At 63.6% G+C, this 11,188-nt stretch carries 9 protein-coding genes and 1 pseudogene; 1 reads left to right on the plus strand and 9 read right to left on the minus strand.

Annotated features, from left to right (window positions below):
- A pseudogene (locus OO306_RS26935) lies at nucleotides 1-86 on the minus strand (GntR family transcriptional regulator); the annotation flags it as partial.
- 44 nt (nucleotides 87-130) lie between these two features.
- Nucleotides 131-352 carry a DUF3820 family protein gene (locus OO306_RS26940; RefSeq protein ID WP_027595485.1) on the minus strand — a complete coding sequence of 74 codons (222 nt, stop codon included), beginning with the start codon at nucleotides 350-352 and terminating at the stop codon, nucleotides 131-133.
- 200 nt (nucleotides 353-552) lie between these two features.
- Between OO306_RS26940 and OO306_RS26945 the strand changes: the two genes are divergently transcribed.
- Entirely contained in the window at nucleotides 553-1,029 is a 477-nt protein-coding gene (locus OO306_RS26945) for a PA2169 family four-helix-bundle protein (protein WP_027595486.1), read from the plus strand.
- On the opposite strand, the gene OO306_RS26950 is transcribed toward OO306_RS26945, so the two are convergent.
- From OO306_RS26950 to OO306_RS26980, 7 genes are all read right to left on the minus strand, one after another.
- Entirely contained in the window at nucleotides 1,026-2,522 is a 1,497-nt protein-coding gene (locus OO306_RS26950; RefSeq protein WP_099428341.1) for a sensor domain-containing diguanylate cyclase, read from the minus strand. The genes OO306_RS26945 and OO306_RS26950 overlap by 4 nt on opposite strands.
- Nucleotides 2,523-2,774: 252 nt before the next feature.
- Nucleotides 2,775-4,109 carry an OprD family porin gene (locus OO306_RS26955; protein ID WP_027595488.1) on the minus strand — a complete coding sequence of 445 codons (1,335 nt, stop codon included), beginning with the start codon at nucleotides 4,107-4,109 and terminating at the stop codon, nucleotides 2,775-2,777.
- A gap of 204 nt (nucleotides 4,110-4,313) precedes the next feature.
- On the minus strand, nucleotides 4,314-4,538 hold the full coding sequence (locus OO306_RS26960; protein ID WP_027595489.1) for a hypothetical protein: 225 nt from the start codon (nucleotides 4,536-4,538) through the stop codon (nucleotides 4,314-4,316).
- Between the two features lie 130 nt (nucleotides 4,539-4,668).
- Nucleotides 4,669-6,081, minus strand: coding sequence for a heavy metal sensor histidine kinase (locus OO306_RS26965; protein ID WP_265970307.1), 1,413 nt, complete (start codon nucleotides 6,079-6,081; stop codon nucleotides 4,669-4,671).
- On the minus strand, nucleotides 6,056-6,730 hold the full coding sequence (locus OO306_RS26970; protein WP_265970308.1) for a heavy metal response regulator transcription factor: 675 nt from the start codon (nucleotides 6,728-6,730) through the stop codon (nucleotides 6,056-6,058). Before OO306_RS26970 ends, OO306_RS26965 begins: the two co-directional genes overlap by 26 nt.
- Before the next feature lie 9 nt (nucleotides 6,731-6,739).
- Nucleotides 6,740-9,832: a multidrug efflux RND transporter permease subunit gene (locus OO306_RS26975; RefSeq protein WP_265970309.1), complete on the minus strand. Its 3,093-nt coding sequence runs from the start codon at nucleotides 9,830-9,832 to the stop codon at nucleotides 6,740-6,742.
- On the minus strand, nucleotides 9,829-10,992 hold the full coding sequence (locus OO306_RS26980) for an efflux RND transporter periplasmic adaptor subunit (RefSeq protein WP_265970310.1): 1,164 nt from the start codon (nucleotides 10,990-10,992) through the stop codon (nucleotides 9,829-9,831). Before OO306_RS26980 ends, OO306_RS26975 begins: the two co-directional genes overlap by 4 nt.
- Nucleotides 10,993-11,188: the final 196 nt, after the last annotated feature.

An 11,188-nucleotide genomic window follows, 5' to 3' on the forward strand; every position in this document is an offset into this window, starting at 1 on the left:
ACCTGCCAGTCGCCGTTGAGGATGCGCTCGCGCATGCGCTCCACGGCAAGTTCGACCAGGGAACGCTTGGTCAGCTCTACGCTCATTACATTCAACCAATCATCCGATGAATTGCTGCAGCCTAATGATATTAGCGCCGATGCTTTTGCCGCAACGGCTCTAGCAAGTCCATCAGCCCGTTGTGATCGACTTCATGCATCAACGCCAATAACCCGCCCAGCTCTCCGGCCGGGAAGCCTTTACGCGCGAACCAGGCCAGGTAGTCACCCGGCAGGTCGGCGATGATCCGGCCTTGGTATTTGCCAAAGGGCATGGTCCGGGTGACCAGCAGTTCGAGGGTTTCCGGTTTCATCGACGCACCTGGCAGTCCAAAAGCGCCGACCATACTGCAATCTGCACGAAGGCCCAAGCGGCAATCATGCAGAACGCCGCTTCGAGTGCATTCTTCTAATTAGTTAAATTATTGATTTATAAAGATTTATTTTTATGTCTAAGGTTGGCACGAACGCTGCTCCATTACAGATGACTATCACCTGCCAAGGAGTTCGTGAAATGAGCAACCCCAACAAAGACGTAATTGATGTGCTCAACGACCTGATCGAATACAGCAAGGATGGCGAAAAAGGCTTCAAGTCGTCGGCCGATGACGTCAAGAACCCAGAGCTGAAAGCCTTCTTCGTGCAGCGCGCCGGTGAGTGCGCCAATGCCGCCGGTGAACTGCAAAGCGAAGTGCGCCGCCTGGGTGGCGACCCTGAGACTTCCACCAGCATCAGCGGCGACCTGCACCGTGGTTGGGTCAACCTCAAGGCGATGGTCACCGGCAAGGACGAAGAGGCCGTGCTGAACGAAGTGGAGCGGGGCGAGGACCATGCCCTGAAAGCCTACAAGGAAGCCCGCGAGAAACTGGTCAAACTGGGCCGTACCGCCAGCGATCAGAGTTACACCCTGGTGGAAAAACAACTGCAAGGCGTGCAACGTAACCACGACCAGGTGAAAGCGCTGCGTAACGCCGCCCGCGCCCGCTCCTAGTCGCCAGGCCCTTCTACCCGGTTACGGCCGTTGGCCTTGGCCCGGTAGAGCGCCTCATCCGCAGCCCCCAGCACGCTCGCCAGATCGTGCTGGGGGTTTGCTTCGTACAGGCCGATGCCGATGCTGACCGTGACGGCACGGGTGTCATTGGCAAACGGCGCCAGGGCCGCGACGCTGGCCCGAATGCGCTCGGCCAGCAGGGTGGCACCGGCCAGATCGGTTTCTGGCAATATCACCTGAAATTCCTCCCCGCCATAGCGTGCCGCCAGGTCCGCCGGGCGCCTGATGCACCCCTCGATGCACTTCGCCACCTCCCGTAAGGCATGGTCACCACCCGCGTGGCCGTGGCGCTGGTTGAACGCCTTGAAATGGTCCACATCCACCATCAGCACGGCCAACGGCTTGTGGTTGCGCTGCGCGCGTGCCCACTCCTGGCGCAGCACTTGGTCCAGCCGGCGGCGGTTGGCCAGGCCGGTCAGGCTGTCGGTGGCGGCCAGGGTGGCCAGGCCTTGTTCGGCCTCGTGGCGGCGGCGCAGCTCGCGGCCCAGCAGCAAGGTTAGCCAGAGGATGCCGATGCACAGCACGCCGGTGGCTACGCTGACCAGAATCGCAGTGCGCCGCCACGACTGGAACACCTCGTCGGCCGAGTGCACCACCAACACGATCAGCGGCAGGTCGGCGACCCGGGCGAAGGTGTACATGCGCGAGGTGCCGTGGGTGGCAGAAAGGGCTGTGAAGCTGCCACTGCGCTCGCCAAGGATGCGCTTGAAGTTGGGCCGCTCGGCGTAATTGGTGCCGATCAGCGGGTCTTGCGGGCGCGTGGGCTGGCGGGCCAGCAACTGGCCGTCGGTATTGAACAGGTTGATGCTGCTGTCATCGCCGATGTCCAGGCGCTTGAACAGTTCGCTGAAGTACGAGAGGCGCAGGGCACCCGCTGCCAGGCCGGCGAATTCGCCGTCTGGGCCGGGGATGCGCCGGCTGAAACTGATGCACCAGTCCAGGTCGCCCAGCTTGGCCTTGAACGGCGGGCCGACCAGCATGCCGAGGTTGGCGTTGTGCTGGTGGGCCTTGAACACACCGGTGTCGGCGAAGTTGGCCTGGCGCGGTATGGCGCTGGTGGAATCGCCCACCACGTTACCTTGCTTGTCCAGCCAGAGTACGTCACCGCGTTTGCGGTCGACGAAGGCTTCATTGAACAACAGCCGCTGGCGCAACACGCCAGGCACTTCAGGCAGCTCCTTGCGCCCGACTGCCCAGATCAGCCCTTGCAACGACTGATCGTAGAGTTCGGCATTGCGCAGGATATCGCTTTCGATCAGTTGGACGATGTTGTTGGAAGAACGGATGGCCGACAGCTCGACGCTGTCGCGCTCACGGGCCAGCAGGTAGCTGACGATGGCCACGATGGCGAGCACGGCGAGGCAACTGCCCAGGTTGAGGATCAGCTCGGGGTGCGACCTGTAGAGTGCGAAACGCGGTGATCGGGTGAGCATGCTCGCTACTGCTGAGGCAGGGCCATTCGCGGCGGCGACATTCTAGGGAAGAGGGGATTGTCGGACAAGATTTGTCCGACGGAATCGCGTGGTGGTGCAGAGAACAGTGGTCGCAAGCCTGCCTTCAATCCGGTGGGAGCGGGCTTGCCCCGCGAATGGCCTCATGCGGTGCCTGGCGCCGGCTGCGCCGGTGTTCGCGGGGCAAGCCCGCTCCCACTGGGTCTGCGCTAAGTCAATGAAACTAGGAGCGGGTCAGAACACGTTCAGCGGGTAATCAACGATCACGCGCAGTTCATCGTTGTCACTGCTGCTGTCGATCGACGCATAACCCTGGCTGCCACGGTGAGCGGCATAACGCACCAGCACCGAAAGGTCCTTGAAGTCGCCTTCCTGGAACACGTACTTCACGTCCAGGTCACGCTCCCAGTGCATGGCGTTCTTGCCATCGGCGCGGTAGTAGTCGTAGTGCGTGTTGCCCTGGTCAGCCTTGGTCAGGTCTGCCTCACCACGCGAATACGACAGCGTCGTGCTCAGGCCGGGGACGCCCAGGCCGGCGAAGTCATAGCCGTACTGCAGCTTCCACGAACGCTCGTTGGGGGCGTTGAAGTCCGAGTACATGCGCGAGTTGTCCAGGTACACGCTGTCGCCCAGGTTGATGTAGTCGAACGGTGTATCGCCGTTGACCCGCTGGTAGGCGGCCGTGACGCTGTGGAAGCCGGCGTTGACGGTGAAATGCACGCTGTAGGTGTTGTTGTCGATCTTGCCCAGCAGGGCCTGGCCGGTGTCCTGGGTGTGATAGAAGTGCACGCCCGGGTTGAGGCTGACCAGGTCGTTGACCACGTAGGTGTAGTCAAAATCAGCGTAGTACTGGTTCCAGATGTCCTTCAGCTCGGCGGCGTAAAGGTTGGCGGTGATGTTTTCCGTGCCGCTCCAGGACGCGCCCGCCCAGTTCAGGTGCTTGCTCTTGTCATGTTCGTCCAGCGAGCCGTAATAGGTGTCGATGCGGCGGTGGCCGCTCTGGTTGTACGGCTTGGTGAAGCTGACTTGGCCGCCTTCGAGCAGCAGGCCGTCGACGCTGGTGTTGGTCAGGCTTACACCGCGGAAGGTCTGCGGCAGCATGCGGGTTTCGCCGCCAGCGATCACTGGGTTGGTGAGGAACAGGTCACCGGCTTTGAGCTCAGTGTCAAAGGCTTTGAGCTTGAGCGCTGCGCCTGCGGTAGAGAACGAATGCGGGGCCGCGCCCAGTTCGCCGTCGTCCTTCACATGCGTCGGCAGAATGCTGGTGCCGGCATGGCCGCCACCGCCGTCGAGCTTGAGGCCCAGCATGGCATGGGCGTCCACGCCAACGCCGATCACGCCCGGGGTATAGCCGGACTCGAAGCGTGCAACCGCGCCCTGGCCCCACTCGCGGGTGTCGCGCACGCCGGCGTTGTGGTTGTCGCGGTTGAAATAGGCATTACGAAAATGCAGGTTGAACGAAGAACCTTCGATGAAGCCATCAGCCTTGTCTTCATCTGCCTGGGCGGCGGTGGGAATCGTTGCAGTCAATGCAATGAACAGCGGGGTAAAACGAAACGCGGAAGGCACCGGTACTAGCTCCTTTGGTCTGACGGTGGGGCAGTTTTTATTTTTGAATGTGCAACTTTTTTATTAGGGACGTTACAGCGGGGCTGATAGTTAAAGCACATAAAAAAAGCCGCTGATTGGCAGCGGCTTTAAAAGGCTAACATATCGGCACCAGCGGTGCCCATGGCGTAGCCAAGGGAAATCGGGAGCAGGTACAGCGGTCGATCAGCTATCGGCATTAACGTCGCTGGACACTTTGGAAGCTGTCTGGTTTGCGTCTTTTACGGCATCGGTCTGCTGTGCGGCTACGGCTTCGCGGGCTTCTTGATGGACCGCGGCGAGCTCGGCATTACGGGCGACGAAAGCGGGGGATTCTTCGGCCATGGCCAGGGGCGACAACAACAGGGAAGACAGGACGAAGACGCTGGCAATACCCATACTGTTGGACATTTGAAACTACCTTCTTGCGATGCAAGTGCTAATGAGGACAGGGCTAAAGTTAGTCCCTCAATGGCCTTGGAAACAGAGCGAAGTACGATAAGCACTGTTGCGCAAAAGGTAACGATCGTGCGGCGAACACTCAGGCTTTTGCTGGAAACCCGCGTCGTTGAGCGCTTGGCAAGCGAATGCCGAAAGTGTTGGCGCCGGCCTCGCTGTGCACAAAAACCTCGCCCCCATGCATCAGGGCGATCGCTTTGACGATCGCGAGCCCCAAACCGTGGTTGCCGCCACCACTGTTACTGCGCGCGGCATCCACCCGATAGAAGCGCTCGAACAGCAGCGGCAGGTGCGCGTCATCGATTGCAGGCCCCGGGTTGCTCACGGCGATGGTGACCTGTTCCGCCCCGTTTTCGATTCGCACCTCGATCACCTGCTCGGGCGCGGTGTGCTGCACCGCGTTGTTCAGCAGGTTGATCAGCGCGCGGCGCAGTTGGGCTTTTTCGATGGGTGCCTGAGCATCGCCACTGACCTTTACGCGGACCTGCGCGTCTTCGAGGATGTAGTCCAGGTAATCCAGCGTGGTCGCCACTTCCTCTGCCAGCGACGCCTGGGTCAGCGCGGTGGCCTTGCTGCCCTGGTCGGCGCTGGCCAGGAACAGCATGTCGTTGATGATGCTGCGCAGGCGCTCGAGTTCTTCAAGGTTGGATTGCAGCACTTCGAAGTAGTGCTCGGCACTGCGACCGCGGGTCAGGGCCACTTGGGTCTGGCCGATCAGGTTGGTCAGCGGCGAGCGCAGTTCGTGGGCCACGTCGGCGTTGAACGCCTCCAGCCGCGAGTAGGCTTGACTGACCCGGTCGAGCGCGGCGTTGAAGGCCCCGGCGAATTGCGCCAATTCCGGGGCCAGATCGTGAGTCTGCAGGCGCCCGTCCAAGCGCGGTGGGGCCAGTGCCTGGGCTTCGTTGGACAACGCCAGCAACGGGCGCAGGCCGATGCGGGCCACCCAGTAACCGAGCACCGACGCCAGCAGCACACCGAGCACCGCCAGGCCGACGATGGCTACCAGCAGGCTGTGTTGCGCCTGCCAGAAGGTCTCGGTGTCGATGCCAATCAGAAAACGCAGCGGCGGCCGGTCGGCCAGGGCCGGCAACTCGCTGACCAGGACTTTGTAGGGGTAGGGCTGGTCTGGCAGGCGCAGGTCGCGCATGCCTGGCGGGCCTTCGGCAAATGCGCGCACTAGTTCGCTGGGGTGGCCATAGTCGTATGCCGGATCGCTGCTGACCACCCAGAAGCGGATGCGCTTGTCCTCCTCGCTGAGCAGGTTGAGCTTGTTGCTGACCTTGGCCCAGTGCTCGGCGGTGCCGAAGCGGTTGAGGGTGGACTCAAGCACACTGAACCGCGCATCCAATTCGGCGGCCGGCAGCAGGTCGAGGCTGTGGTCGACCTGGCGATACAACGCCGACCCGATCAGCAAAAACACCCCCACCGCCACCAGGATGAACAGCGCCGACAGGCGCAGCGCGATGGAGTTAGCCCGCACGGTTTTCCAGGACATAGCCCATGCCTCGGATGGTGTGCAGCAGCTTGTTGTCGAAAGGCCCATCAAGCTTGGCGCGCAGGCGCTTGATCGCCACCTCGACGACATTCGCATCACTGTCGAAGTTGATGTCCCAGACCAGCTCGGCGATGGCGGTCTTGGACAGAATTTCGCCTTGGCGGCGGGCCAGCACACTGAGCAGCGAGAATTCCTTGGCGGTCAGGTCCAGGCGCTGGCCGGCGCGGCTGGCCTTGCGCGCCATCAGGTCGATCCACAGGTCGGCGACCTGGATCTGCAGCGGTTCATGGCTGCTGCTGCGACGGGTCAGAGCCTGCAGGCGAGCGACCAGCTCGAGGAACGAAAAGGGCTTGCCCAGGTAGTCGTCGGCGCCTTCGCGCAGGCCATGGATGCGGTCTTCGACCCGCTCGCGGGCGGTCAGCATGATCACCGGCGTCTGCTTGCGCGCGCGCAAGGCGCGCAGCACGCCATAGCCGTCCAGGCCGGGCAGCATCACATCGAGCACGATCACGGCGTAGTCGCTTTCCAGGGCCAGGTGCAGGCCATCGATACCGTCACGCGCCAGGTCCACGGTAAAGCCTTGCTCGCTCAGCCCGCGGTGCAGGTAGTCGGCGGTTTTTTCTTCGTCTTCGATGATCAGCACACGCATGGTCTTGTCTCAACTGGCACTTGGCGCGGCCGCATGGGCGGCCCGGCGGCGGTGGAACAGGCGCTCCAGGGCCAAGTATATGACCGGGGTGGTGAACAGCGTCAGGGCCTGGCTCACCAACAACCCACCTACCACCGCGATGCCCAGTGGCTGGCGCAGCTCGGCGCCGGTGCCAAAGCCGAACATCAGCGGCACTGCGCCGAGCAGGGCGGCGAGGGTGGTCATGATGATCGGCCGGAAGCGCGTCAGGCAGGCCTGGTGGATTGCCTGCTCGGGCGTGAGGCCGTAGTGGCGCTGGGCTTCGAGGGCAAAGTCGATCAGCAGGATGCCGTTTTTCTTGACGATGCCGATCAGCAGCACCACGCCGATCAGCCCCATGATGCTGAAGTCCTGGCCCATGGCCCAGAGCAGAATCAGCGCGCCCAGGCCCGCGGAGGGCAGGGTGGAGATAATCGTCAGTGGGTGGACGAAACTCTCGTAGAGCACCCCCAGAATGATGTACACCGCCACCAGCGCAGCCAGGATCAGCCACGGCTGGCTCGACAGCGAACTCTGGAAGGCCTGCGCCGCACCCTGGAAGTTGCCGCTGATGGAGTCGGGCATGCCCAGTTCGCGCTGGGTGCGCTCAAGGATGCTCACCGCATCGCCCAGGGCCACGCCCGGGGCGAGGTTGAACGACAGGTTGGCGGCTGGGAACAGGCCATCATGGCTGATCGACAACGGCCCGGTGCTCGGCGGCGCGACGTGGGCCACCGCCGATAACGGCACCATCTCGTTGCTCAGGGGCGAGCGCAGGTAGAAGTAGTTGAGGCTCTCGGCCTTGCCGCGCTGGCGGGCGTCCAGTTCGAGGATGACCTTGTACTGGTTGGTCTCGGTCTGGAACTCGCTGATCTGCCGCTGGCCGAAGGCGTCGTACAGCGCCTGGTCGACGTCGGTGGTGGTCAGGCCGAAGCGTGCGGCGGCCTGGCGGTCGATGTCGATGCGGGTGACGCTGGCCCCCAGTTGCAGGTCGTTGGACAGGTCACGCAACGCCGGGTTTTCGCGCAGGCGGTCGGTCAGGCGCTGGGTCCACAGGTTCAGCGCCACGCCGTCGTTGCTCTTGAGCACGTACTGGTACTGGGTGCGTGATGGGCCGGAGCTGAGGTTGATGTCCTGGCCGGCGCGCATGTACAGCACAATGCCCGGCACCTGGGCGAGCTTGGGCCGCAGCCGGTCGATCAGCTCGCTAGCCGACACATCGCGTTCGCCGCGGGGCTTGAGGGCGATCCAGAAGCGGCCGTTGGCGATGGTCTGGTTGCTGCCGGTGACGCCGACGGAATGCGAGAACGCCCGCACGGCCGGGTCGGCCTCGATGATCTTGGCCAGGGCCTGGTGTTTCTCGATCATGGCCGGGTACGACACGTCCGCTGCCGCTTCGCTGGTGCCGAGGATGAAACCGGTGTCCTGCAACGGGAAGAAGCCCTTGGGGATGGCCACATAACCCACCACCGCCAGGGCCAGGGTCACGCCGAACACACCGAGGGTCAGGCGCTGGTGGGCCAGGGCGCGGTTCAGGCCTTTTTCGTACCACTTGACCAGGCGTTCACCGAAGCCGCCGTGCTGCGCGCCGGTCGGGCGGCGCATGAACAGCGCACACAAGGTGGGTGCCAGGGTCAGCGAAACCACCACCGAAATCAGGATGGTGGCCGTGGCGGTCAGGGCGAACTCCTTGAACAGGCGCCCGACCACCCCGCCCATGAACAACAGCGGGATGAAGGCAGCGATCAGCGAGAAACTGATCGAGACCACGGTAAAGCCGATTTCGCCTGCGCCCTTGAGGGCGGCCGTGCGGCTGTCGTCACCCGCCTCCAGGTGGCGATGGATGTTTTCCACCACGACGATGGCATCGTCGACCACGAACCCCACCGAAATGACGATGGCCACCAGGGTCAGGTTGTTCAGGCTGAAGCCGAGTATGTACATCAAGGCGCAACTGGCAATCAGCGACACGCCGAGCACGCTGGACACCACCAGGGTCGCCGACCACTGGCGCAGGAACAGGGCCATCACCCCGATCACCAGGGCCACGGCGATCATCAAGGTCAGCTCCACCTCGTGCAGCGAGGCGCGGATGGTTTGGGTACGGTCCTGCAACACCGACACCTCGATCGACGCCGGGAGCATTTCCTTCAGCTTGGGCAGCGCGGCCAGCACCCGGTCGACGGTGTCGACGATGTTCGCGCCAGGCTGGCGGAAGATCACCAGGTTCAACCCCGGCTGGTCACCGGACCAAGCCTTGACGTAGGCGTTCTCGGCGCCGTTGATGACCTTGGCCACGTCCTGCAGGTGCACCGGCGCACCGTTGCGGTACGAGACGATCAATTGGGCATAGTCTTCGGGGTGGAACAGCTGGTCGTTGGCGGCGATGGTCGACACGCTGTGCTCGCCGTACAGCGCGCCTTTGGCCAGGTTGAGGCTGGTTTGCTGGATGGCCTGGCGCAGGTCGGCGAGGGTCAGGCCGATGGCGGCCAGCTTCTCCGGTTGCGCTTGTACGCGGATGGCCGGGCGCAGTTGCCCGGTGATGTTGATCAGGCCGACCCCATCGATCTGGCTCAGCTGCCGGGCCAGCAGGGTTTCGGCGTAGTCGCTCAGGTCATTGCCGGGCATCTGGTTCGAGCTGACGGTCATCACCAGCACCGGGCTGTCGGCCGGGTTGACCTTGCGCCAGGTCGGCGGGTTGGGCAGGTCTTGCGGCAGCCGTGCGGTGGCGGTGTTGATGGCGGCCTGCACTTCCTGGGCTGCGGTGTCGATGTTTTTGTCGAGGGTGAACTGCAGGATCAGCGTGGTCGACCCCAGCGCGCTGCTGCTGGTCATCTGGGTCATGCCGGGGATGGCGCTGAACTGCACTTCAAGCGGCGTGGCGACCGACGAGGCCATGGTTTCCGGGCTGGCCCCAGGCAGTTGAGCGGTGACCTGGATGGTCGGGAAGTCGGCCTCTGGCAGCGGAGCCACCGGCAGCCGAGGGAAGGCGATGGCGCCCAGCAGGACCAGGGCGAAAGTCAGCAGCAGGGTGGCGATCGGGTGGTCGATGCACCAGGCCGAAACCCCGTTGCGGGTATTCATGGCTGGCTCCGGCGGTCGGCCATTTCCGAAGGCGCGGGGGCTTCGGTGGTGACCTCGACCCGCGAGCCCGGCTTGAGCCGCGACTGGCCGTCGAGCACCAGCTGATCACCCGCCTTGACCCCGGCGATGATGTTCAGCCCGCTGTCCTGGTACAGCACCTTGACCGGCACGCTGGTGACTTTGTCCCCGTCCAGGCGGTAGACGAAATGGCCGTCGATACCGCGCTGCACGACCGGCGGCGGCACGACCAGGGCATCTTCCTGCATGGCCGTGCGCAAGCGAATGGTGACCAGTTGGCCGGGCCACAGGCGCCCGTCCTTGTTGTCGAACTCGGCCTTGGCCCTCACCGTGCCGGTGGTCGCCGAGATCTGGTTGTCGATCAGCGCCAGGTGGCCTTCACCTAGCAGGCTGCGTTCGCCGTCGGCGTCCATGTAGGCCTGCACCAGCGCCGGGGCGGGCGCCTTGAGCAAGCTCTGCAGGGTAGGCAGCATCTGTTGCGGCAGGGCGAACTCGACGGCAATCGGGTCGATCTGGGTCACGCTGAACAGGCCTTGGGTGTCGCTGCTGCGCACCAGGTTGCCGGGGTCGACGTTGCGGATGCCGACCCGGCCGGTCACCGGTGAGCGGATTTGGGTATAGGACAGTTGCACCTCGGCATTGGCGATGGCCGCCTGGTTGCCCTTGACTGTGGCCTGCAGCTGGTTGACCAGCGCTTGTTGCTGGTCGAGGGTCTGCTTTGACACCCCGTCATCGGTGCTCAGCAGGCGGTAGCGCTTGAGGTCGACACCGGCTACCTGGATCTGCGCCTGGCTCTGGCCGAGCTGCGCGCGGGCCTGGTCGAGGCTGGCGCGGATGGCACGGTCGTCGAGGGTTGCGAGCAGGTCACCTTCCTTTACCCACTGGCCTTCCTTGACCAGTACCTGGGTCAGCACCCCTTCTACCTGTGCGCGGATCTCGACGCTGTGCAGCGACAGCACCGAGCCGATCGCGCTGGCATAGCGCGGCACATCCTGCTGGCTGACGCTGACCACGCGCACCGGCACAGCCGCCTGCGCGCGGGGGGCGGGGGCCTCCTGACGCTGGCCGAACCAGACGCCCAGCACGACCAGGACAAGCAACGCCAAGGCGGCGAGGATGACAGCACGGGAAGGACGTCGCATCGGAGCGGGCACCTTGGCCAGAAGGGTGGGGACGGTTGTCTGTATTCAAGCTTATAGCCCCCGGACCGGGTCGGCAGCATGACGCCTGGCTGACAGCGCTGACAGTTTCAGTGTTTGACAGTACCGGCCCCTTCGCGGGTAAACCCGCTCCCACAGGTATTGCGCCAATCTTGCGGCTGGTGCAACTCCTGTGGGA

The organism is Pseudomonas sp. DCB_AW, from assembly GCF_026240895.1.
Taxonomy (GTDB): Bacteria; Pseudomonadota; Gammaproteobacteria; order Pseudomonadales; family Pseudomonadaceae; genus Aquipseudomonas; species Aquipseudomonas kermanshahensis.

What these genes read in the sequence shown, in the direction of transcription:
- OO306_RS26940 (WP_027595485.1), bottom strand. Translation starts at nt 352, where the DNA reads ATGAAACCGGAAACCCTCGAACTGCTGGTCACCCGGACCATGCCCTTT.
- OO306_RS26945 (WP_027595486.1), top strand. Translation starts at nt 553, where the DNA reads ATGAGCAACCCCAACAAAGACGTAATTGATGTGCTCAACGACCTGATC.
- OO306_RS26950 (WP_099428341.1), bottom strand. Translation starts at nt 2,522, where the DNA reads ATGCTCACCCGATCACCGCGTTTCGCACTCTACAGGTCGCACCCCGAG.
- OO306_RS26960 (WP_027595489.1), bottom strand. Translation starts at nt 4,538, where the DNA reads ATGTCCAACAGTATGGGTATTGCCAGCGTCTTCGTCCTGTCTTCCCTG.
- OO306_RS26965 (WP_265970307.1), bottom strand. Translation starts at nt 6,081, where the DNA reads ATGTCCTGGAAAACCGTGCGGGCTAACTCCATCGCGCTGCGCCTGTCG.
- OO306_RS26970 (WP_265970308.1), bottom strand. Translation starts at nt 6,730, where the DNA reads ATGCGTGTGCTGATCATCGAAGACGAAGAAAAAACCGCCGACTACCTG.
- OO306_RS26975 (WP_265970309.1), bottom strand. Translation starts at nt 9,832, where the DNA reads ATGAATACCCGCAACGGGGTTTCGGCCTGGTGCATCGACCACCCGATC.
- OO306_RS26980 (WP_265970310.1), bottom strand. Translation starts at nt 10,992, where the DNA reads ATGCGACGTCCTTCCCGTGCTGTCATCCTCGCCGCCTTGGCGTTGCTT.